The organism is Vibrio sp. Vb0667 (assembly GCF_033391095.1).
Window position 1 is genome coordinate 21,673 of the sequence record NZ_JAWPOL010000029.1, and the last position, 23,014, is coordinate 44,686.

The following is a 23,014-nucleotide window of genomic DNA, read 5'->3' on the forward strand; positions in this document are numbered from 1 at the left end:
AACTACTGAATCACCACCTTAGGCGTGACGAAAATTAACAGCTCACTTTTGCCAACATTCTCATAACTTCGACGAAAAAGAGCACCTAATAGCGGCAGGTCGCCCAACAAAGGCACTTTGTCCACCGAGTTAGTAATGCTGTGCTGAAAAATACCACCAAGAACGACCGTTTCACCGTTATTCACTAACACTTGCGTCCCGATACGTTGAGTATCAATCGCAACAGCTTCACCAGTGCCGGTCTTCACTACTTGTCCAGGTCTATCTTGCGTGACACTTAAATCCAATACTAAGCGGTTATCCGGTGTGATTTGCGGGGTTACCTTCAAACTTAATACCGCCTTTTTGAACGTCACCGTCGTTGCACCACTTGATGATGACTCTAGGTAAGGAATCTCTGTACCTTGTTCGATATAGGCAGGTTTCTTATTGGTAGTGATCAAACGTGGGCTCGAGATAATCTCAGCTTTAGACTCTTGTTGCAGAGCAGAAAGCTCAAGATCCAACAAGGTGTCTGAACCTAACTTTGCGACCTGAAAAGCAATGCTGGTCGCATTCGGACTGGTTGCAGCTAAGTTTACATTTAGGAAGTCATCGATCCCCACTCCATCACCGTCACCACCGTCGTCGCCCCCTTCTCCATTATAGAGACCGATCGTGGCAAGGTTGTTCTCAATAGAACCGCCCACTGTATTACTGCCATTAATAGACGTAAAACCCCAACGAATCCCTAACTCATCCATGTTACCTTCATTGATGGTCACAATACGCGCCTCAATTTGAACCTGTTTAACTGGAATATCCAAAGACTCAATAATTTCTCGAATCACCTCGATGTTTTCAGGTAACTCTCTAATCAATAACGAGTTAGTTCGCTCATCAATGGTCATACTGCCGCGCTCTGACAGCATGCTGATATTTCCTTCACCATTGATCATCTCCGCAATGTCTGATGCTTTAGCAAAATTAACTTTGATGATTTCAGATGAAAGCTCTCCCATTTCTTCCGTCAGTTTTTGTTTTTCTAACTGCTGCTTCTCACGCAAGTCCAGCTCATCAGTCGGAGCAACTAAAATCACGTTGCCATCAACACGCTTATCTAACCCCTTAACTTGCAATATAATATCCAGCACTTGCTGCCAAGGGACACCATCAAGACGAAGCGTGAGGTTGCCTTCCACAGAGTCGGAGACAACCAAATTGAATTGGTTGTAATCAGCAATAAGCTGCAAGACGTTTCGCACAGGAATATCTTGGAAGTTAATCGAAATAAGCTTACCTTCTCTTTCTAAAATGCTTTTATCTGGGGCTTTCTCATTAGGTTTGATCTTCGCTACTTTGATTTCCAAAAAACGCCCCGTTAAACGGTAATCATGCTTGTATTCTTCATTGATGTGCGCAACCAAGCGCGTCGTCGAGGTGTCGCGAAACACTTCTACGCTCTCAACCACAGTCGAAAAGTCTTTCACGTCTAGGAGATACAATTGCTCGTCTTTTACTGAAGTGTTAAGCAAATCGATACTTAACCCTTCCTGTACACGCTTGATATCTACAATCGCGGCCGGTGACGCCAATTCGACGACAATCACCGCGTCTTTATCTTTATTAGTTCGAAAGTCGATACTTTTTAGGGCATTGGACGAAACTTCTTCAGCTGCCGCTAAAGGGGCTAAAAATACAAACAACCATAAGGAGAAGAGCCCAGTAAGTATCCTTGGTGTACGTGTTAATCCTTGTCTCATTTTCATTACTCAATATCAAAAATAAATGGGGCTATCTCAAAGCCAACTTAACTTTACGTTTTTGCCAACATCCTAAGCCGTCGGGCAACGTTTCATTAATCAACAAGTAGGAGTGGCTGACATGGGTCACTTTGCCATTATTGCGTCCGAGGTATTGACCCGGCTTAACTTTATAGACGTTGCCATTGGGAGCCTGAACGAGGCCAGAAACCGTGTTATCCATGCCCATGACCCCTTTCAAACGTAATTGGCTTAATGGGAATTTTTCTAATTTTCCAGTTCGCCTTCTTGAGGGCGGTTGCCAACAATCTTTTCTTGCAACTGGCTGAGTCGCGATGATGGCTTCTTTGGGTAATTCAAAGGGTGCACGCTGTACTTCCGGTGCGTACGTGACTGCAACATACTTGTCTGCGGGCTTAAGCTTCTCGACCTCTCGACGCGCCTGTGTTTCCACTCCTCGAATAAAATCCGTCAATGATTCATCATTCGCCTGGCAGCCCATCAATAGAGAACCCATCAATACCAACAACAAAGACTTACTTGTCATTTTTCGTCTCCTCCGGCTTAAACTGATAGGTGTTAGCGCGCACCCGAAAGTGCAGGGTTTCGCTCTCTTGGCTGACACGTTGCCAAGTCACATCTTTAAACGTGATGATTCGAGGTAGCGTCGCTATTGCCTGAGAAAAATGGCCGATGTCATGAAAGTCGCCCGTTAACTCTATGTTTAAAGGAAGACGATAAAGGAAGTGCTCTGATTGTTTTTCGCCCCAGTCGATTCGGGTGAAAGTCAGCTTATTGTCGATGCCAAGCTCATTCACTGAAGCGAGCATTGTAGCCAGCTCTTTTTGCGCAGGCAGTTGTTGCAGTAATAACTCGTAACGAGTGGTAAGTTCATCCAATTGAGATTGAAGCTGAGGCAACGCTGCCACTTTGTTCGCTTTGATCTTCAATGCCACCTTGAGTGTCTGCTCCTGCTGGATCAAGTGATTCAACTGTTCTTCTTTCGGTTTAAGGTAAAACCAATAACCTAAGCCTTGAATCGCTATGATCAGAAGCGCGATTACTACAATCTGGGGCAACAATGGCCACTCGGCCATTTCATCTATTTCGAGATCCTGCCAATCAACCACGTTGAGCCTCCAATTTCTTCTCCGTTACTTTGAACATGAAAGACACTTTGAATGTTTGAAACTCTTTCCCAAAACGGGCTTTGCCGTGAACGATGGAATGCATTTCTACGTCGTTCAACTTGGCCGAGCGCTCCATGTTGTCCAGCATCGTGGCAAGTTTTGGAGTGCTATCTGAGATCCCAGAGATCTCAATTTCCAGATCATTCATTTTGATCTTGTCGACATATACACCTTCAGGGATAACGGCAGGCATTAAGTTCATGAACTCGGTCGTTTTGTTTCGTCCGTTTTGTAAACCTTCAACGACCTTTAGACGTTCGAGGATTTTGCTGTGCTCTTGCTCTGCAATTTTCATTGCTTCAATACGCTGGTCGAGTTCGGCAATGTAGTGAGTGAGGTAATCGAGCCGCTCCTGTTGTTGATCTTGTTGGTACTCAAAAAACTTTCCAATACCCCACTGGATGCCAACAGCGACCAACATGCCTAATGCGACCAAACTGATGAAGCGACGTCGGTGCTCTTCTCTTTGATTCTCTCGCCAAGGAAGTAAATTAATGCGATAAAGCACGGGCGCCTCCTAGCCAATGAATGCCACGAACGGCCAGTCCGGCTGCTGTTGAGAAATGCTGCCAATCCACAGCACGACGCTTACGCTTAGACACCTTCATCTCAAATAGCCCTAGCGGATTTAGCAATTCACACTCTAACGACAATTGTTGAGACAACTCTTCTACGAGCATGGGAGTGGAGGCCCCTTCCCCTGATAACCAGATACCCTTGATGTTTTGTGAGCCATTGATTGAGGTATAGAGCTGCATCTGGCGCTTTACTCGCTCTACGATTTGACGGTTAAACAGCTCTGTTTTCTCCTGAGCATCATCGGACAGAAAATCGACTGGAGAAGCGCTGTTTGCTCCGCGTGTGCCGTAAGCAAACTCTTTGTGAAACAGTTCACCTTGTTCGGTAAACATGGTGAAGGAGCTCGATAAAGTGCCAATATCGAGTAAGCAGTATTTGTTTTTGTCAGGAAAGCGATCGGCGGTGAGCTTCCAGATATGACCAAGGCTTTGCGAATGCACGTCCACTAAAACAGGTTTTAGTCCGGACTTTTGTAATGCATCGACTCGGCCTTCTACCACATCTTTTCTTGTCGCAAACACTTGATAGCTATCACTGCCACTCTGCCCGCCCTCAGCGCGAAGACGAACGAAGTCTAAACTCAGCTCTTCGACAGGGAATGGCGATTGATGAGAAAAGGCTTGTATCACTGCAAACTCAACTTCACTCTCTTCAAGATTTTGTTCTATTTGCAGTTTCTTGCTAATTACCGAGTTATCAGGAACTGAGATCGCAACTTTTTTAGCACCAAAAGGCAGTTCTTTTTTTATCTGCTTGAGGGTCTTTACAATTTCTTGATGATTTATGGTGTTATTTTCAGCGACAATACCTTCCTTTAGTAATATTTCTTTGTAACCCAACAGAGCGTAATTGTTGCCTGTGGGTTTAAGTACTACGGCTTTGAGGCTGTTATGGCCTATATCGATGCCGGTAACGATTAGCTTATCCATCTCTTACTCTCGCTCCGAAATTTCTTCGTGCAAAGGTTGTTATTAGCATCCAAATAAGAGTTAATATCTCTTATGTGCTAAATTTTTGACCTAAGAGTACAAGGGTTTGCCGTTACACAGCCTCAACCAATCAGGGATTCTCCGGTGAAGTTCATAAAGCGTTTATTATTTTTAACATTGATTTGCATAATTCTTGGAGTCACCACAATATTTGGCTTCTATCAGTACGTGAAGCCTGAATTGCCAGATGTTGCAACTCTAAAAGACGTTGAATTACAAACACCTATGAAGGTGTTTAGTCAAGACGGGAAGCTGATCGCACAGTTCGGTGAAAAGCGTCGTATTCCTGTTACTTATGACGAAATTCCTCAAGACTTAATTCACGCGCTCATCGCAACCGAAGATAGCCGTTTCTACGAGCATCCCGGTATCGACCCTATCGGCATCACTCGTGCAGCTGTTGTTGTTGCGGTTTCAGGCTCGGCTAAACAGGGTGCAAGTACGATTACGCAACAGCTAGCTCGTAACTTCTTCTTATCTAATGAGAAGAAGATCATGCGTAAGATTAAAGAGATTTTTATTGCTATCCATATTGAGCAGCTTTTAAGTAAGCAAGAAATCATGGAGCTTTATGTCAATAAAATCTTCCTTGGTTACCGCTCATATGGCTTTGGTGCTGCCGCTCAAGTGTATTTTGGCAAGAGCCTTGATGAATTGACGTTAAGTGAGATTGCAACACTCGCTGGTATGCCAAAAGCGCCATCAACCATGAACCCAATTTACTCTCTTGAGCGCGCAACAAAACGCCGTAACGTTGTATTAATGCGAATGCTTGATGAGAAATACATTACACAAGAGCAGTATGACGAAGCACGCAATGAACCTATTGTGGCGCGTTATCATAGCGCTGAAATTGAGCTTTCAGCGCCTTACGTAGCAGAGTTGGCTCGTGCATGGGCAGTAAAAGAGTACGGTGAAGAAGAAGCTTACACCTCTGGCTTGAATATCTACATGACTGTGGATTCTAAACTGCAAGATGCTGCAAATACGTCTGCGGTAAATAACCTCTTGTCATACGATGAACGTCATGGCTACCGTGGTGCAGAAAGTGTGCTTTGGAAAGAAGGGGAAGCAGCCTGGGGCAATGAGCAAATAGAAAAGCACCTGAAGAAACAGCCAACTTATGGTGACCTTTACCCTGCGGTTGTGACGAAAGTCGATGATAAGACGGCGCAAGTATGGGTTAAGAACCATGAAGAGCAAACCATCCCTTGGACTGGAATGCACTGGGCGCGTAAGTACATTACCGATAACCGCCAAGGCTCAACACCAAAGTCAGCGCATGATGTGCTAGCGACAGGTCAACAAGTTTGGGTTCGCGAAGTAAGTGAAACCGATGAAGATGACAACACAACACTGAGCTGGAAACTGAGCCAAGTGCCGACAGCAAACACCGCGTTTGTTGCGATGAACCCAGAAAATGGCGCGATATTGTCGCTGGTTGGTGGTTTCAACTTTGTGCACAGCAAGTTTAACCGTGCAACCATGTCAGTGCGTCAGGTTGGTTCAAGTATCAAGCCTTTCATCTACTCGGCAGCAATTGACAAAGGACTAACTCTAGCCACTTTGATTAACGATGCGCCGATTAACAAGTGGGATGCAGGCTCTGGTTCAGCTTGGCGACCAAAAAACTCACCACCAACTTATGGTGGTCCAACGCGTCTTCGCCTCGGCTTAGCTCAATCAAAAAACGTCATGGCAGTGCGTACACTCCGTGAAGTTGGCCTCGAGGAGACACGTCAGTACCTTACTCGTTTCGGTTTTGATATTAACCAAGTACCACGCTCTGAGACCATCGCACTCGGAGCTGGTAGCTTAACACCAATGAAAGTGGCACAAGGTTACTCTGTGTTTGCGAACGGTGGTTATTACGTTGAACCATTCTATGTAGAACGCGTGGAAGATGCATTCGGTGAAGTACTGTTTAAAGCCAATCCAAAGAGTGTTTGTCATAAGGATTGTCCGCAAATGAGCGAGCAGCCAGAAAATCGCTACGCTGATGAATTTGGCGAACAAGACGTCGCGATTGATGGCCTTGCAACAGACAATGCCCTTGAAAATGATGAACCTCAATATGCACCGCAAGTTATCTCTGAACAGAATGCATTCTTAATGCGTGAGATGATGTACAGCAACATTTGGGGTGGCGGTAACTGGCGTGAAGGCACAGGTTGGAATGGTACAGGCTGGCGCGCGCAAAAACTTGGTCGTCGTGATATCGGGGGTAAAACGGGTACAACGAATGATTCCAAGGATGCTTGGTACAATGGCTATGGACCTGGTGTCGTTGCGATAGCTTGGGTTGGCTTTGATGATCACTCACGTGCACTTGGCCGCACCACTGTTAACAGCAACCTAGGGCAAGGCCAAATTTCTGGTGCCGAGTCGGGTGCGAAAACCGCAGAGCCTGCTTGGATTGACTTCATGCGTGTTGCGCTAGAAGGGACGCCGGAGCAAGGTAAAAATATTCCAGAGGATATTATTCGAGTTCGTATTGATCGCAACAGCGGTATGCTAACGCACAAGGTAGATAGCACATCAATGTTCGAATACTATGAAAAAGGCACGGAGCCTACCGAATACGCTGGCGACCGTTTAGAAGATAGTATTTATTCTTCAGGCTCTGGCGCAGAAGAACTGTTCTAAATCACAAAAGCACAAGGGAGAGCATCAAGCTCTCCCTTTTTTATGTCTGCTTTTTATGCTGCTGCATTCAATGATGGATAAGAAGCCAACACCTCTTTAATCTTCGCTGCTAAAGCTTCAAACCTAGCTCGTAATGGTGAGCCCGGACGGTATACGAGAACGATATTACGCGAGGGGGTTGGGTTAACAGCTGGTACGTAGCATACGCCATCTTTTTGCTTCTCATTAGGGATAGAAAGCTGAGGCAATAACGTAATCCCCGCACCGGCAGCAACCATATTGCGCAACGTCTCCAAGCTGGTGGCTTTGAAACGCTCATCGTCTTTTGCACCAGCGGCAAAACAAAAACCTAACGCTTGATCTCGCAGACAGTGGCCGTCTCCCAACGCTAAAACGGTTTTACCATTCAGCTCCAACATATCAACATGGTCGAGAGAGGCCCACTCGTGGTCACATGGCACTGCGACACTTAATGGCTCTTGATACACTTCGATCTCTTTAAATGGCGCAGTTTCATCAACCGAAGCTAAAACTAAGCAATCTAGTTTGCCTTCTTCCAATTGACGCACTAATTGATGTGTCTGAGCTTCGTGCAGAAATAGCTCCAGCTCAGGAAATGCTTCTTTTATCTGCGGCAGAATTTTGGGTAATAGATAAGGCCCAACCGTCGGGATGAAACCAATATGCATCGGTCCAGTCATGGCTCCGCTTTGACCGCTTGCCATATCTCTGAAGGTTTTCACTTCACTTAAGATGCGTTTAGCCTGCTCCACCAGCTGTAACCCTGAATCGGTAAACAAAACACGTCGGCTGCTTCGCTCTAAAAGCGTGGTCCCGAGTTCATCCTCTAGTTTACGAATTTGCCCACTCAATGTTGGCTGGCTAACAAAACATGCCTCTGCCGCTTTGCGAAAGTGCTTATGTTCCGCAAGTGCAACTAAGTACTCAAAATCTCGAATATTCATAATTCACGCTTCGCTTCTTTAACAATAGCTAATACCTATCAAAACCATAACACCAAACGATTAGAGCTATCAAAGGATTTTTACAATAATGGGCTCAACAAAACGAAACAGAGCGACGAAAAACGCTAAGCTCTATACGCATAATTTAAAATAGTTAAAGGAAATCATTATGTTTGTATCTAAAGAAGGTCAACAAGTCCCTCAAGTTACTTTTCCAGTTCGTCAAGGTGACTCTTGGGTGAATGTAACGACCGATGAGCTATTTAAAGGTAAGACCGTTATCGTATTTAGCTTACCGGGTGCATTTACTCCAACCTGTTCATCAAGCCATCTACCTCGTTACAACGAATTGTTCCCTGTATTTAAAGAGCACGGAGTGGATGAGATTATTTGTGTCTCGGTCAATGATACGTTCGTGATGAATGCATGGAAACAAGACCAAGAAGCAGAAAACATTACCTTCATCCCGGATGGTAATGGTGAATTCACCGATGGCATGGGTATGTTAGTGGATAAAAATGACATCGGCTTTGGCAAACGTTCATGGCGTTACAGCATGCTAGTAAAAGATGGCGTAGTGGAAAAAATGTTCATTGAGCCAAACGAACCAGGCGACCCATTCAAGGTGTCAGACGCAGATACGATGCTGAACTACATAGCGCCTGACTACAAAACGCAAGAATCCATCACGGTGTTCACTAAACCAGGCTGCCCTTTCTGTATGAAAGCGAAACAAAATCTAATTGACCACGGTCTTCAATATGAAGAAGTGATTCTGGGTAAAGACGCAACAACAGTTAGTCTACGAGCTATATCTGGTCGCACGACTGTTCCACAAGTCTTTATCGGTGGCAAGCACATCGGCGGTAGCGAAGAGCTAGAAGCGTATCTAGGCTAAGCTGTCCATAGCCTACACCCTCGGTCTCCGGTGCCTTTGGCTCGGAGGCCAACCCTAAACCACTTCTTCTACTAGTCTAGATAAGTAGTTATCTGCCAATAAGGTGACTACTTATCCAGATTCAACTATCCAATTCACTCTCCAAGCTCAATGTAGCTAGCTTGGCTTAGAACAAAAGCGAGAGTTCACGATGAAACAAGTTAATGTCGACGTAGCGATTATTGGTGGCGGGACGGCTGGTCTTGGTGCTTATCGAGCAGCAAAAGCTCATACCAACAGCGTGGTAATGATTGAGGGCGGTCCCTACGGAACAACCTGTGCTCGTGTCGGATGCATGCCGTCTAAGCTGTTAATTGCGGCAGCAGAAAGTGTTCATCAAATCGAAAAAGCACCTGGATTTGGGATACACCCGCAAGGTGAAGTACGAATTAACGGACGAGAAGTTATGGATCGTGTAAAGCGCGAACGCGATCGTTTTGTTGGCTTTGTGCTTGAAAGTGTCGATGATATTCCCGCTGAAGACAAACTATCGGGCTACGCGAAGTTTGCCGATGACCACACTCTCATCATAGATGATCATACTCAGGTCACCGCACAGCGCATTGTTATTGCGACAGGATCTCGTCCAGCATATCCGGCAGCTTGGAATGAACTGGGTGATCGCCTAGTGATTAACGATGATGTATTTGACTGGGATGACTTACCAGAGTCAGTGGCAGTATTTGGCCCAGGAGTCATCGGCCTTGAATTGGGTCAGGCTTTACACCGCCTAGGAGTAAACGTGAAGCTCTTTGGCCTTGGAGGACAAGTGGGCCCACTGACAGACCCAGAGGTGATGGCGTATGCAGATAAAGCCTTTAAGGAAGAGTTCTACCTTGATGCAGATGTAAAAGTCGAAAGTATGAAACGCATTGCTTCGTCAGGCAATGACGGCGAAGACAAGGTCGAAATCCAATTCATCAACCATGATGGTGAATTAGAAACTTTCGTTGTCGATTACGTATTGGCCGCAACGGGTCGTCGTCCAAACGTCGATAAGCTGGCGATCGAGAACACCAATGTGGCTCTCGATGAACGTGGCGTACCAACGGCGGATCACTACACATTGCAAACTTCGGTAGAGAGCATCTTCATCGCAGGTGATGCAAGTAACCAAATTCCACTGCTGCACGAAGCCGCTGACCAAGGCCGTATTGCTGGAGACAACGCAGGCCGTTTCCCAGATATTCGTGCGGGTCTGCGTCGCTCACCAATTTCAGCCGTGTTCTCCGACCCTCAAATTGCTATGGTTGGAGAAACATATAAACAACTAGAAACACGTCTAGGCACATGTGGATGTTTCGCAACCGGTGAAGTCTCGTTTGAAAATCAAGGACGTTCGCGCGTCATGCTTCGTAATAAAGGCATTCTGCATGTCTACGGAGAGCAAGGCACTGGACGTTTTTTAGGTGCAGAAATGATGGGCCCGAATGCAGAGCATCTTGCTCACCTTTTAGCATGGGCGCACCAAAATAGGATGACGATTTCTGAGATGTTAGATATGCCCTTCTATCACCCAGTGATTGAAGAAGGCGTCCGCACCGCTCTACGTGATTTGAATGCAAAACTACACTTAGGGCCAGAAATGGTGAAACATTGTCTTGACTGCGGCCCTGGCTGCTAACGCTTTCAGGCTTCTATCTAAATATAAAGCAAAGCCTCGTCATCAACGAGGCTTTGCTTTGCTACTTCGGCGCAATAAAATCTCTCTTACGCTGCCATCATTGCATAGCGGCTGACCATATAAATCGCGACAACACCGATCATAAAGAACCCACCAGCGATACTCAGCGCAAGTTTCAACTCTGTCGACATCATTATATTTCCTGTTAAAGACTGACAGCACACCATACATCAATTACGTGCCACAAAGCTTTTACAAAGCTAACTTTCCATTTTTGGTTGTGTCATGGCGCTCTAAGCCCGTGTAAGAAACGCTTTCCACCATTTAGTTAGATATATAATCTGAAGCAACACTAATGGTTTGGAAAACACTATGACTTGTCGCCGCTGCGAGGAACATTGGTTTTGGAAAAAACTTGGACGTTGCCAACGATGCTTGGATCAATTGACGGTACTTTCTGTACTGTGTTGGATTGTGTGGTGGTTTACGCTCAAAGATGATCCACAAAGCATCGAGTCGATCGCTTTGATCTTTGCCGGCTTCGCTTTCAACGTTTTGTTGTTTCTACACTTATGGATGCGTTTTGTCATCTTGCCTTGGCAACGTCGAAAGGGACAAAAAAAGGCCAATAAAAAAGAGAAAAGTGACAGATAGAAAAAAGCCCCAAAACCAATGTCAGTTCTGGGGCTCTCTTAGATTCTTCTAAGAAAAAGCAGTGGTACTTTAATAGACCGGGCTTCCTCTCAAAGGTTCCAAATTTTTTCGATTTTTTTAGCGAATACTGATGTAAGTAAACAGGAAAATGACTATGTCATTGAATGCTAATAAAATCACTCCACAACTTCAGTTCATGCCACATGCGTTTTTTGGATCACTTGCTCCATTAAATTGATCTCAAGCGCTACCTCATCACATGCATGTTGACGTGGGCACTGATCGCAATCTTTCAGAACTTTCTCCGGCAGTAATGACTTCGATGTAGGTAAAAAGCTTTGCTTCATAAAGAACTCAGGCGTTCGCGTTAGAACAAAGACTTTCTTGATCGCCATCTGGCGCGCTTTCTCAACCAAATAGTTCACAATCGCACTGCCCTGCCCTTGGCCTTGCCAGCCCGCTTCGATACCAAGAGAGCGTATTTCTGCCAACCCTGAGTCATACACATATAGAGAAGCGCAACCCGTCACTTCACCATGATGCTCAGCCACCGCAAAAGAGCCAATATCTCTCACGAGCTCATTACGAGAGCGCGGAAGATTCTCACCAAGGTTCGCCCAGTAAGCAACCATACCTTCCAACGTTTCAATGTCCGTCAAACGTGCAGGACGCACTTTCACCGCCGAGCTGTCACGCTGGCTCAGGCGCTTATCCGCTTGTTCTACCGCGTAAGCGACCTGGTGAGGCGAAACCCCCCCCAAAGCACAACGCTTTTCCAAACACGAATCGATAGTCAGAATGTCATACACATCCGCTTCAATGACTTCTGAGAAGGCTTTTAACTCTTCGATAGACAGCTCTTCTAGCGCACAACCTTTAGCAATAGCACCAACGACCGCGACACCGACGATGTGGTGAGCTTCACGGAATGGGATGCCTTTCGCCACTAGGTAATCAGCTAACTCCGTCGAGTTTGCGTAACCTTGTTTCGCCGCTTCTAGTGTGCGCTCGCCATTCACTTTAATACCGTCAAAACACAGAGCTGCCATTTCCATGCAGTCGTTCCATGTATCTAAAGCGTCAAACAACCCTTCTTTATCTTCCTGCATGTCTTTGTTGTACGCCAATGGCAAAGCTTTAACTGTCATCATCATGCTCGATAATGCGCCATAGACACGCCCTGTCTTACCACGGATCAACTCAAGTGCATCTGGGTTTTTCTTCTGTGGCATTAATGACGAACCAGATGTCACCGTATCCGCTAACTCAATGAAGTTTGACTCGCCTGAATTGTAGAAGATCATATCTTCTGCAAGACGAGAAAGGTGAAGCATAGAAATCGACGCCACCGACATCAGTTCCATCACATGATCACGATCTGAAACCGAATCTAGTGAATTACGCGTAGCACGGTGGAAACCGAGATTATGTGCTAATTGTTCGCGATCAATCGGATAAGCCGTTCCCGCTAAAGCACCCGAGCCAAGTGGACAAGTGTCGAGACGCTGTAAGGCATCATTCAGACGAGAGTAGTCACGCTCGAACATTTCAACATAAGCCAAGCACCAGTGAGCAAAGGTTACAGGTTGAGCACGCTGAAGATGAGTATAGCCTGGCAATACGGTGCCTTGGTGCTGTTTAGCAACATGGACCATTTGTGCTTGTAGGCGATCTAAAGCAATCAACAATTGCTGACCTTGCTGACGACACCAAAGTTTCAAGTCTGTGGCGACTTGGTCATTACGAGAACGCCCAGTGTGGAGTTTTTTACCTAAATCTCCCACTTTACTGATTAGCTGCTGTTCAACCCAAGAGTGGATATCTTCTGCATCAGAGCGAAGAATTTGGTGAGGGTCTTCCATCACTTCTAACTTCAGCTCATTTAAAGCAAGTTCCAGTTTTTGCTGTTCTTCTGCCGATAGCACATCAACAGAAAGCAGAGCTTTAGACCATGCGATTGAACCTACGATGTCTTGCTCAGCCAATCGGTAGTCAAAACGCAACGAATCATTGAACTCTTTAAATCTGGTGTCTGCCGCTTGGGTAAATCTTCCGCCCCATAATGCCATTGCGTCTCTCCTGATGACTATTGCTTACTCTAACGTTCTCGAATGAGTAGTAACCAATTTGATGGTCATTTGCTCACTTTTTCTTATGTGTCAACGTTACGGCAATTTCGATAAAAAATAAAGTATAAATTCAATATTTTTACATATATATTCAAGCCAAATTTAGGTACCCGCTTTTAGAAACCAAAAGACCCGCCTATAAATGGCGGGTCTTTATTCAATCCAAGATGGATGTTAAGGGATTATTTCTTCTGGCTGTTCAATGCACGAATACGGCTTGATAGCGAGTAAAGACGGATGAACCCACCTGCATGGCTTTGGTCGTAAACTTCATCTTCACCAAAAGTCGCGAACTCTTCTGAATACAAGCTGTTGTCAGAACGTTTTTGCGTGACTGTCGCTTGACCTTTGTAAAGCTTAACAACCACTTCACCGTTAACGTCTTGCGCTAGCTCTTCTGAAGCAGCAAGGATAGATTTACATAGTGGCGTAAACCAACGGCCATCGTATACAAGGTGAGACGCTTTTAGACCTAGCTCCTCACGGAATTCGAATGATGATTTGTCTAGCACAAGCTGCTCTACAGCACGCAGCGCTTCCATCATGATGGTGCCTCCCGGTGTTTCATAACAACCACGAGACTTCATCCCAACAAGACGGTTTTCCACGATATCGATACGGCCAACACCGTGCTTAGCGCCCTTCTCGTTTAGGTAAACCAGTGCGTTGTATGGTGTCATCGCTTCACCATCAACTTCGACCACTTCACCTTTTTCTACTTTCAGCGTGACGTATTCCGCTTCATTTGGCGCTTGCTCTGGGTCGACAGTCCACACCCAGCAGTCTTCGTTTGGTGCGTTCCACGTATCTTCTAAAACGCCGCCTTCCGTCGAAATGTGCCATGCGTTTGCATCACGTGAATAGATCTTAGTAAGAGACGCAGAACAAGGAATATTACGCTCAGCGAGGTAATCCAAACACTCTTCACGGCTCACTAGGTCCCACTCACGCCAAGGTGCAATCACTTGTAAGTCCGGTGCTAGTGCTGCAAATGCACCTTCGAAACGCACTTGGTCGTTACCTTTACCTGTACAGCCATGACACAGTGCGTCCGCGCCCACTTTACGTGCCACTTCAACCTGCGCTTTGGCAATGATTGGACGCGCCATTGATGTACCTAGCAGGTACTTACCTTCGTAGTACGCGCCGGTTTTTAGTGTCGGGTAAATGTAGTCTGCGACCATTTCTTCTTTCAAGTCAGCGATGTAGCACTCAGAAGCACCAGAGGCTTTTGCTTTCGCTTCAATGCCTTCTAGCTCTTCGGCACCTTGACCAACATCGGCAACGAAAGCCACTACTTCACAGTCGTAGTTCTCTTTTAGCCACGGGATAATTACTGAAGTATCTAGACCGCCTGAGTATGCGACTACCACTTTATTTACGTTCACTTTGCTCATGTTTTTTCTCCAAACTTAACTGGCGCTGCGCTCGGCGGTCAGTGCCAACTACGACTTCCTAATATTGAATTCTTTTGCTGATGCTTATTGAGGCAAGAATTGAGTACCAATACTTTCACCAGCGAATAACTGTGCTAATTTTTCTGGGTAACGCCAGGTCGCGACTTCAATTGGACGGCCAAGATCATTGGCGGCCTCCAAAGCGGCTTTAACTTTGACGATCATGCCATCGGTGATCACATGTCCATCGATCAACGAGTTAGCTTGCTGCTCTGACAGGGTTTTGATCAAATGGCCTTTTCCATCTAATACACCACTCACGTCTGATAACAGGACTAACTCCGCATCTAATGCGCCCGCAACCGCGACTGCTGCTTGATCAGCATTCACATTCATCATCTGGCCATCTTTGGTTAAACCAATTGAACTGATGATCGGCAGTGCACCTGTGTTTAGCACCGCTTGTAATAGTGCTGAGTCACCCGGTGATGCTTTGCCTACCGCGCCGAGTTCTGGGTCAAGTTCTTCAACAAGACACAAACCACCATCCGCAAGGCTAAGGCCCACAGCGTTAAGACCGTCCGTAATCGCTTGACCTTGAAGTAACTTATTCGCAGTGCCTGCAAGCGCGCCTGCAATCACAGGAATTTGATCGTAAGGCGTTACGCGTAAACCGTTTTTCTTTACGGTTTCAAGCTGAAGCTTTGCCATCAACTCATCAACTAGGTAGCCACCGCCATGAACGATGGCGATTTGTCGCTGTGCCGATTTTTGGTAAGCCGCAATGGCACCAAACAGTTGGCTTAAGGTTTGAGTGCATGATAGAGCTGCACCACCTAGCTTAATGACTAAAGGAGCTTGATTGGTTTGCGTCATCGCATTTCCCTCTTTCAACGACTACAGCAACGCTGTCAGTTCTGGGTAACCGTAATGAATATTGAGACATTGCATCGCTTGACTCGATGCACCTTTAAGTAGGTTGTCGATAGCTGAAATCACAATGATGTGTTCGCCTTGTACCTTCCAGCCGATATCGCAGAAAGGGGTATTTTCGACATCCTGAATACGTGGAATACCGTCGCCTTTAAGACGCACCGCAGGCTTGCCTTGATAAGCTTGTTCAAACGCCTGTGCCACTTGTGCTTCTGTCACACCTTGCGCAAGCTTCATGGTGATAGTGGCAAGAATGCCGCGTTTAAAGTTGCCGAGGTGCGGAGTAAAAATCACATCGCAACCCAAGTGCTGAGCAATCTCTGGCTGGTGACGATGGTCAAATACACCATAAGGTTGCAAGCTCACTTCACAGAAGCTGTTAACCATGGAGGCTTTACGCCCTGCACCAGATACACCACTGGTTGCGTTGATCACTGGCCATTGGTTGGTATCAAGCAACGCATGTTCTAATAAAGGTTTGATTGCAAGCTGTGAAGCGGTTGGGTAGCAACCTGCTACTGCAATCAAAGGAGTGGTTTTTATTGATTCTTGGTTCCACTCTGCTAAGCCGTATGCTGCTTTATCTAACCAGTTGTTATGTTGATGTGCGAAGCCATAAAAAGTGTCGTAAAAGCCTTCACTTTTCACACGGAATGCACCCGATAAATCGAATACCTGACAGCCTGCCTCCAAGAAAGTTGGGGCTAAATCATGGCTGACTTCGTGAGCCGTTGCCAAAAACACCACGTCCGATTCTTGAGCGATTTGCAGTGGATCCGTTAGTGGTAAAACTGGCATATCAATGATGCCCGCTAGCTTACCGTGCAGCTGCGCGATGCTCTTTCCCGCATCAACACTGTTGGCGGAAACGTATAAACCTGATAGCGTGAGTTGTGGGTGTTTATTAACCATTAACGCTAACTCTGCGCCGGTGTAACCGCTGGCTCCAATAATCGTGGTTTTTAGCATTGTGTGACATCCATATACTTAAAGGCTCAAATGACTATTCATATTTAATTTTTGCTTTATTTTGATTTTTTATTCATTAAATATGATTTAATATGTGTTTTACATTTTTGTGGTCTGTCTGTCAACAGGAGATTTGAAGAATCCATGCAATTACCAACTTTTCTAGAGGTCTATGAAGGACTCATCAGCACCTCTTCTATCAGCTCCACGGATCCGAGCTGGGATCAGGGCAATGCAAAAGTCATCGAAAAACTCGCATCTTGGTTTAAAGATCTGGGTTTTAGCGTTGAAGTGATCGAAGTCGAGCCAGGCAAGCACAATATGATCGCACGTATGGGTGAGGGTGAAGGTGGCCTTTTACTTGCTGGCCATAGTGATACCGTGCCATTCGATCAAGGGCGATGGAATTTTGATCCGCATAAACTGACGGAAAAAGGCAACCGCTTCTACGGTTTAGGCACAGCAGACATGAAAGGCTTTTTCGCCTTTATTTATGAAGCAGTGAAGAAAGTCGATTGGAGCAAGCAGAGCAAACCACTTTACGTATTAGCCACTTGTGACGAAGAGACCACCATGTTGGGCGCGCGACATTTCACAGCAAACGCCCCATTTAAGCCGGATTACTGCATCATTGGTGAACCCACCAGCCTTGTACCAATTCGAGGTCATAAAGGGCATGTGGCAAATGCCATTCGCGTAACAGGCAAGTCCGGTCACTCATCGGACCCAGCGCTTGGCGTTAACGCTATTGAGATCATGCATGAAGTCATGTTCGCCATGATGCAACTGCGTGACAAATTGATTAAAGAATATCACCATCCGGGTTTTGCCATTCCAAGCCCAACCCTAAACCTTGGACACATTCACGGTGGTGACAGCGCTAACCGTATTTGTGGTTGCTGTGAGCTGCATTACGACGTGCGTCCTCTTCCTGGCATTAGCCTTGATGGTTTAGAGAACATGTTGCGCGGAGCATTAAAAGAAGTCGAAGCGAAATGGCCAGGGAGACTGGAGATTATTCCATTGCATGAGCCTATTCCGGGTTACGAATGCCAACATGACCACCCATTTATTGGTGGTGTTGAAGAGATTTGCCAAACTAGTTCAGAAACCGTGAACTACTGTACTGAAGCACCATTTCTACAGCAGTTGTGTCCAACCTTGGTGCTCGGCCCTGGGTCAATCGACCAAGCCCATCAACCGGATGAGTTTCTATCCTTCGACTTTATCGACCCCACAATTGATGTGCTTTCAAAGGCGATGGTCAAGTACTGCTGTTAATACGCGTTTAAGCTCGAAAGTCTGTGCAGCTCGATTGAGCTGCATCTTTTTATCTTCACAATTTAGCGCTAGTCTTAACACTTATTTAACTTGTTATTTTGTAATTAATTTTCACTTCTTACTCTATGGCTGCCGTAAATTTGCTCTAAATCAGGAGACAGCGGAATAATTGCAAACTTAGTCTGCTTTATTTGACTATAACTGGTGCTTTTCGCTAGATTGGAGTCTTAACAAGGACAATGGATGTAGTTTTTTTACGAGGCAGGACGACAATGAACGAGAAATACGCCGCACTCAAAAGTAATGTGCGCATGTTAGGCCACTTATTGGGTAACACCATTCGCGATGCCCATGGCGAAGAAATCTTCGAGAAAGTGGAAACCATTCGTAAATTATCCAAATCAGCTCAAGCAGGGAATCAAGCAGACAGGGACAGCTTGATCGAAGAAATCAAACATCTACCTGATGAGCAGCTAACGCCCGTTACTCGCGCGTTTAACCAATTTCTAAACCTCACCAATATCGCTGAGCAATACCACACGATTTCACGCCATTGTGAAGAGCACATTTGCGAACCAGACGCGATTAACTCGCTGTTTTCTAAACTGGTACAAAACGATGTGAGCAAACTGGACACTGCCCAAGCGGTTCGTGATCTAAATATTGAATTGGTATTGACGGCTCACCCAACAGAAATTACGCGCCGTACGATGATCAACAAACTGGTCAAGATAAACGAGTGCTTATCAAAGTTGGAGCTAAGCGATCTTTCTTCTAAAGAGCGCAGAAAAACCGAACGCCGCCTAGAGCAACTGATTGCCCAAGGCTGGCATTCAGACGTGATTCGACAACAACGCCCAACTCCGTTGGATGAAGCAAAATGGGGCTTTGCGGTCGTTGAAAACTCGCTATGGGAAGCAGTACCGGACTTCCTACGTGAGATGAATGACCGTCTAAAATCTTACCTTGGAGAAGGTTTACCCATTGATGCTCGCCCAGTGCACTTCTCCTCTTGGATGGGCGGTGACCGTGACGGTAACCCGTTTGTTACTCACAACGTTACGCGTGAAGTCTTACTATTGTCTCGTTGGAAAGCCGCCGATCTTTATCTCAATGACATTAACGAGTTGATCAGCGAGCTGTCTATGACAGTTTCAAACGATCAAGTACGTGAACTTGCTGGCGAAGATCAGCACGAACCATACCGTGCGATCCTGAAGCAATTACGCACTCTGCTCAATGAAACCAAAGATATTCTCGATGCTAAGATCCACGGTCAAAAACTGGCCGTTAAAGCACCACTGCAAAAAGTCGAGCAACTTTGGGAACCGCTGTATGCCTGCTACCAGTCACTAAACGAATGTGGCATGGGTGTAATAGCCAACGGCTCACTACTGGATACACTACGCCGCGTAAAAGCATTTGGTATCCATCTTGTACGTCTTGATATCCGCCAAGAGAGCACGCGTCACTCAGACGTCTTGTCTGAACTAACTCGCTACTTAGGTATTGGTGATTACGAACAATGGAGTGAGCAAGATAAGATTGCTTTTCTAACTAACGAGCTGGCATCTAAACGTCCGCTTCTCCCTCGTGATTGGGAACCGTCTGAACCCGTCAAAGAGGTTTTGGATACCTGCAAGATTGTTGCAGCACAACCGCGTGAAGCGTTTGGCGCTTACGTTATTTCAATGGCACGTACCGCCTCTGACGTACTAGCCGTTCATCTACTGCTACAAGAAGCAGGTTGCCCTTACCGCATGGATGTGTGTCCTCTGTTCGAAACGCTAGACGATTTGAACAACGCAGAATCGGTCATTAAGCAGCTTATGGGGATTGACCTTTACCGTGGTTTTATCCAAAACCACCAGATGGTCATGATTGGTTACTCTGACTCAGCGAAAGATGCAGGTGTTATGTCTGCTGGTTGGGCTCAGTATCATGCGATGGAATCGTTAGTTAAAGTGGCTGAAGAAGAAGGCGTTGAGCTAACTCTATTCCATGGTCGTGGGGGCACAGTCGGTCGCGGTGGCGCACCTGCGCATGCTGCGCTTTTGTCGCAACCACCAAAAAGCTTGAAAGGCGGTTTACGTGTAACAGAGCAAGGCGAAATGATCCGCTTTAAACTGGGACTCCCAGATGTCGCAGTAAACAGCTTTAACCTATATGCAAGTGCGATTCTGGAAGCCAATTTGTTACCGCCACCGGAGCCAAAACAAGAATGGCGCGACTTGATGGAAGTGCTATCAGAAGTAAGCTGTGAGTCTTACCGAAATGTGGTTCGTGGCGAGCCAGATTTCGTGCCTTACTTCCGCCAAGCAACACCAGAACTCGAACTCGGCAAGTTGCCACTTGGTTCTCGTCCTGCAAAACGCAACCCTAAGGGCGGAGTAGAAAGCTTACGTGCAATCCCGTGGATCTTCTCATGGAGTCAAAACCGTTTGGTACTTCCTGCATGGCTAGGCGCAGGTGAAGCGATTCAATACTCGATCGATAAAGGCCACCAAGCATTGCTCGAAGAGATGTGCCGCGAATGGCCGTTTTTCTCTACTCGTCTCGGCATGCTAGAGATGGTGTACTCGAAGTGTAATATTGATATCTCTCGCTACTACGATGAGCGATTGGTGGATGAGTCGCTCCGTCCACTCGGTGAAAAACTTCGTGCTCAGCTTCAAGAAGACATCAAAGCGGTACTGAATGTAGAGAACAATGAAAACTTGATGCAGCATGACCCTTGGGGACTCGAGTCTATTCGCTTACGCAATATCTACGTTGAGCCATTGAATATGCTACAAGCAGAGCTGCTATACCGCACGCGTCAAACCGAAGAAGCCTCTGCAAACTTGGAAGAAGCGTTGATGGTGACGATTGCTGGTATTGCTGCTGGTATGCGCAACACAGGCTAATCGTTTCATTTTTAATAAAAAGCTGGGCAAATGCTCAGCTTTTTTTTATCACAGGATAATCGCACCAAAACAAAAGCAGTTAAATAAACCATAATAGACCCAAAAAATACCAAAATAAAAGAATAAAAAACCACAAGCTAACACTATTGATTATTATGTTAGTTTTTTAGGGTAATTTTGTCCTACTATTCCACTTCATGCTTATTATTTATATACTACTTGCCTGCTGAGAGCTCATAAATCCAATCATACCTGCTCCAGCCTTGATGGGACTCCCCATCGCTCTAGGTGATAAACGGCTTTAAGGTGACAGGACCAACATTGTTGGTGCTACTTATACATTAAAAAACTCAAGTGCCAGTAAGAGCGCAGCTGAAAGTATAAGTAGCTTGTTTACAAGTTTATTGACCATTTGGATTGAAGACATGTCATTACCACACGTAATCTTAACTGTTCTTAGCACTCGCGACGCAACCGGTTACGATATCACTAAAGAATTCTCTGCTAGCATCGGTTACTTCTGGAAAGCAAGCCACCAACAAGTGTACCGTGAACTCAACAAAATGGCTGAGAAAGAACTGGTTACTTGCGTATTAGAACCCCAAGAAGGCAAACCAGACCGCAAGGTTTACTCTATTACAGACGCTGGTCGCAGCGCTTTGGGAGAGTGGTTTGATCAACCAACTGCACACCCAACAGTTCGTGATGAGTTTTCAGCGAAATTGATGGCATGTGCCGTTCAACCTGCGGCTCCATTCCGTGACCAACTCGCCGAGCTAGTTGAAGAGTCTCGCAAACTGGTTTCTCACTACAAAGAAATTGAAGCGGCTTACTACGCAACGCCGTCAACTTTAGATAAACAAGCTCGCCTAGAACGTCTAACGCTTCGCCGTAACCTTCTGTTACGTGAAACTTGGATCACTTGGGCAGAAGAAGTTCTAACTGAACTTGAAGTGATTGGTTAAACTCCTTTTGCTTTGATAAAACGAAAAAGGCTTGCCACTTGGCAAGCCTTTTATCTTTTTGAAACCAGATTTACGCACCGACTACTGCGCGAGGACGAACACCCAACGTATGGCATAACGCGTAAGTCATCTCTGCACGGTTTAGTGTATAGAAGTGAAAATCCTTAACCCCTTCACGACTCAGCACACGCACCATATCAATAGCTTGGCTAGCTCCTACAAGCTGGCGAGTCACCGGATCATCATCCAAGCCATCGAATTGTTTGCTCATCCACCCTGGTACTTTCACGTTGTTCTGTGCCGCAAAGCGAGACGCTTGCTTAAAGTTCGATACAGGCAAAATTCCTGGCACAATTTCTACGTCAATTCCTGCTGCGACACAACGGTCACGGAATCGCAGGTAAGACTCAACGTCAAAAAAGAACTGAGTAATAGCACGGTTTGCACCTGCATCTACCTTACGTTTTAGGTTCAATAAGTCAGACTGTGCGCTTTTAGCTTCAGGGTGAACCTCAGGGAATGCAGCAACGGAGATATCGAAATCGTGGCGTGATTTCAGCAGCTCAACCAAATCCGAGGCATACATATCAGGCGCACCGCCACCTGGAGGAATATCACCACGCAGAGCGACGATATTTTCAATACCATTGTTCCAATAATCATCGGCAATATTAATCAACTCTTCACGAGTCGCATCAATACAAGTGAGATGGGGAGCGGCAACCAATCCGGTTGTTGCTTTAATTTCTTTAATGATGGAGTGTGTTCTGTCACGCTCGCCGGAGTTCGCACCGTAAGTCACAGAAACAAATTTAGGTTGAAGCGTTTTAAGACGGTGCACTGAATTCCAAAGTGTTTCTTCCATCTTAGCGCTGCTTGGCGGAAAAAACTCAAACGATACATTGATGTTATCTGATAACTCAGCAATATTCTGGTTCAAGGCGTCGATATGGCCTGCGTGCGTATATCCCATCTTACTCTCCCTGCGGCACTCCGCCACGAAAACAAATCCTTAAAATCGACGTTTAGACGTCTATATGTCTACAGAATGTATTGAATACGATTTAATGTCAACCTTGTAATTATGAATTTTTCTCAAGTTAATAAT

The 23,014-nt window shown here is 45.8% G+C and carries 18 protein-coding genes; 7 read left to right on the plus strand and 11 right to left on the minus strand.

Features of this window, described 5'->3' with window-relative positions:
- Positions 1-2 precede the first annotated feature (2 nt).
- From R8269_RS19370 to pilM, 5 genes are read right to left on the minus strand one after another with little or no spacing between them, the layout of a single operon-like run.
- A complete protein-coding gene (locus R8269_RS19370; RefSeq protein WP_053307551.1) occupies positions 3-1,748 on the minus strand; it encodes a type IV pilus secretin PilQ in 1,746 nt (581 codons plus the stop codon).
- Between the two features lie 25 nt (positions 1,749-1,773).
- Positions 1,774-2,289: a pilus assembly protein PilP gene (locus tag R8269_RS19375; protein ID WP_115386334.1), complete on the minus strand. Its 516-nt coding sequence runs from the start codon at positions 2,287-2,289 to the stop codon at positions 1,774-1,776.
- Positions 2,279-2,872: a type 4a pilus biogenesis protein PilO gene (locus R8269_RS19380; RefSeq protein ID WP_215810441.1), complete on the minus strand. Its 594-nt coding sequence runs from the start codon at positions 2,870-2,872 to the stop codon at positions 2,279-2,281. Before R8269_RS19380 ends, R8269_RS19375 begins: the two co-directional genes overlap by 11 nt.
- Positions 2,865-3,440 carry a PilN domain-containing protein gene (locus R8269_RS19385; RefSeq protein WP_005381323.1) on the minus strand — a complete coding sequence of 192 codons (576 nt, stop codon included), beginning with the start codon at positions 3,438-3,440 and terminating at the stop codon, positions 2,865-2,867. Before R8269_RS19385 ends, R8269_RS19380 begins: the two co-directional genes overlap by 8 nt.
- Positions 3,424-4,440: a type IV pilus biogenesis protein PilM gene (gene pilM, locus R8269_RS19390; RefSeq protein ID WP_017633531.1), complete on the minus strand. Its 1,017-nt coding sequence runs from the start codon at positions 4,438-4,440 to the stop codon at positions 3,424-3,426. Before pilM ends, R8269_RS19385 begins: the two co-directional genes overlap by 17 nt.
- Positions 4,441-4,584: 144 nt before the next feature.
- Here pilM and R8269_RS19395 point away from each other — a divergent pair, with 144 nt between their 5' ends.
- Positions 4,585-7,146, plus strand: a complete 2,562-nt coding sequence (locus R8269_RS19395; RefSeq protein ID WP_213870863.1) for a penicillin-binding protein 1A — start codon at positions 4,585-4,587, stop codon at positions 7,144-7,146.
- 53 nt (positions 7,147-7,199) lie between these two features.
- On the opposite strand, the gene oxyR is transcribed toward R8269_RS19395, so the two are convergent.
- Positions 7,200-8,111, minus strand: a complete 912-nt coding sequence (gene oxyR / locus R8269_RS19400) for a DNA-binding transcriptional regulator OxyR (protein ID WP_005381326.1) — start codon at positions 8,109-8,111, stop codon at positions 7,200-7,202.
- Positions 8,112-8,280: 169 nt separating this feature from the next.
- Here oxyR and R8269_RS19405 point away from each other — a divergent pair, with 169 nt between their 5' ends.
- From R8269_RS19405 to R8269_RS19415, 3 genes are all read left to right on the plus strand, one after another.
- Positions 8,281-9,009: a redoxin family protein gene (locus R8269_RS19405; protein WP_005382781.1), complete on the plus strand. Its 729-nt coding sequence runs from the start codon at positions 8,281-8,283 to the stop codon at positions 9,007-9,009.
- Positions 9,010-9,199: 190 nt separating this feature from the next.
- The gene (locus R8269_RS19410; RefSeq protein WP_047104141.1) at positions 9,200-10,672 is read left to right on the plus strand and encodes a dihydrolipoyl dehydrogenase; all 1,473 of its coding nucleotides are present in this window, start codon (positions 9,200-9,202) and stop codon (positions 10,670-10,672) included.
- A gap of 372 nt (positions 10,673-11,044) precedes the next feature.
- Entirely contained in the window at positions 11,045-11,326 is a 282-nt protein-coding gene (locus R8269_RS19415; RefSeq protein WP_025768083.1) for a DUF3624 domain-containing protein, read from the plus strand.
- A 194-nt stretch (positions 11,327-11,520) separates the two neighbouring features.
- On the opposite strand, the gene argH is transcribed toward R8269_RS19415, so the two are convergent.
- From argH to argC, 4 genes are all read right to left on the minus strand, one after another.
- Entirely contained in the window at positions 11,521-13,395 is a 1,875-nt protein-coding gene (gene argH / locus R8269_RS19420) for an argininosuccinate lyase (RefSeq protein ID WP_005381331.1), read from the minus strand.
- 242 nt (positions 13,396-13,637) lie between these two features.
- Positions 13,638-14,852, minus strand: coding sequence for an argininosuccinate synthase (locus R8269_RS19425; protein WP_017821738.1), 1,215 nt, complete (start codon positions 14,850-14,852; stop codon positions 13,638-13,640).
- 84 nt (positions 14,853-14,936) lie between these two features.
- The gene (gene argB / locus R8269_RS19430; protein ID WP_318222628.1) at positions 14,937-15,728 is read right to left on the minus strand and encodes an acetylglutamate kinase; all 792 of its coding nucleotides are present in this window, start codon (positions 15,726-15,728) and stop codon (positions 14,937-14,939) included.
- A gap of 21 nt (positions 15,729-15,749) precedes the next feature.
- Complete coding sequence (gene argC, locus R8269_RS19435) at positions 15,750-16,754, minus strand: N-acetyl-gamma-glutamyl-phosphate reductase (protein ID WP_318222629.1); 1,005 nt, start codon at positions 16,752-16,754, stop codon at positions 15,750-15,752.
- A 144-nt stretch (positions 16,755-16,898) separates the two neighbouring features.
- On the opposite strand from argC, the gene argE reads away from it, so the two are divergent.
- The 3 genes from argE (at position 16,899) to R8269_RS19450 (ending at position 21,906) form a co-directional block, all read left to right on the plus strand.
- On the plus strand, positions 16,899-18,035 hold the full coding sequence (argE, locus tag R8269_RS19440) for an acetylornithine deacetylase (protein ID WP_017821739.1): 1,137 nt from the start codon (positions 16,899-16,901) through the stop codon (positions 18,033-18,035).
- Positions 18,036-18,307: 272 nt separating this feature from the next.
- Positions 18,308-20,941 carry a phosphoenolpyruvate carboxylase gene (gene ppc, locus R8269_RS19445; protein WP_005381336.1) on the plus strand — a complete coding sequence of 878 codons (2,634 nt, stop codon included), beginning with the start codon at positions 18,308-18,310 and terminating at the stop codon, positions 20,939-20,941.
- Between the two features lie 425 nt (positions 20,942-21,366).
- Positions 21,367-21,906 (plus strand): PadR family transcriptional regulator, encoded by a 540-nt coding sequence (locus R8269_RS19450; protein ID WP_005382791.1) that lies wholly within the window; start codon positions 21,367-21,369, stop codon positions 21,904-21,906.
- A gap of 70 nt (positions 21,907-21,976) precedes the next feature.
- On the opposite strand, the gene metF is transcribed toward R8269_RS19450, so the two are convergent.
- Positions 21,977-22,879 (minus strand): methylenetetrahydrofolate reductase, encoded by a 903-nt coding sequence (gene metF / locus R8269_RS19455; protein ID WP_005381345.1) that lies wholly within the window; start codon positions 22,877-22,879, stop codon positions 21,977-21,979.
- Positions 22,880-23,014 lie beyond the last annotated feature (135 nt).

Bases quoted from the DNA above. Each gene is read 5' to 3' on its own strand.
- argC (WP_318222629.1), bottom strand. From the start codon at position 16,754: ATGCTAAAAACCACGATTATTGGAGCCAGCGGTTACACCGGCGCAGAG.
- oxyR (WP_005381326.1), bottom strand. From the start codon at position 8,111: ATGAATATTCGAGATTTTGAGTACTTAGTTGCACTTGCGGAACATAAG.
- R8269_RS19405 (WP_005382781.1), top strand. From the start codon at position 8,281: ATGTTTGTATCTAAAGAAGGTCAACAAGTCCCTCAAGTTACTTTTCCA.
- R8269_RS19415 (WP_025768083.1), top strand. From the start codon at position 11,045: ATGACTTGTCGCCGCTGCGAGGAACATTGGTTTTGGAAAAAACTTGGA.
- pilM (WP_017633531.1), bottom strand. From the start codon at position 4,440: ATGGATAAGCTAATCGTTACCGGCATCGATATAGGCCATAACAGCCTC.
- R8269_RS19410 (WP_047104141.1), top strand. From the start codon at position 9,200: ATGAAACAAGTTAATGTCGACGTAGCGATTATTGGTGGCGGGACGGCT.
- R8269_RS19375 (WP_115386334.1), bottom strand. From the start codon at position 2,289: ATGACAAGTAAGTCTTTGTTGTTGGTATTGATGGGTTCTCTATTGATG.
- argE (WP_017821739.1), top strand. From the start codon at position 16,899: ATGCAATTACCAACTTTTCTAGAGGTCTATGAAGGACTCATCAGCACC.
- argB (WP_318222628.1), bottom strand. From the start codon at position 15,728: ATGACGCAAACCAATCAAGCTCCTTTAGTCATTAAGCTAGGTGGTGCA.
- R8269_RS19370 (WP_053307551.1), bottom strand. From the start codon at position 1,748: ATGAAAATGAGACAAGGATTAACACGTACACCAAGGATACTTACTGGG.
- R8269_RS19425 (WP_017821738.1), bottom strand. From the start codon at position 14,852: ATGAGCAAAGTGAACGTAAATAAAGTGGTAGTCGCATACTCAGGCGGT.
- ppc (WP_005381336.1), top strand. From the start codon at position 18,308: ATGAACGAGAAATACGCCGCACTCAAAAGTAATGTGCGCATGTTAGGC.
- argH (WP_005381331.1), bottom strand. From the start codon at position 13,395: ATGGCATTATGGGGCGGAAGATTTACCCAAGCGGCAGACACCAGATTT.
- metF (WP_005381345.1), bottom strand. From the start codon at position 22,879: ATGGGATATACGCACGCAGGCCATATCGACGCCTTGAACCAGAATATT.
- R8269_RS19450 (WP_005382791.1), top strand. From the start codon at position 21,367: ATGTCATTACCACACGTAATCTTAACTGTTCTTAGCACTCGCGACGCA.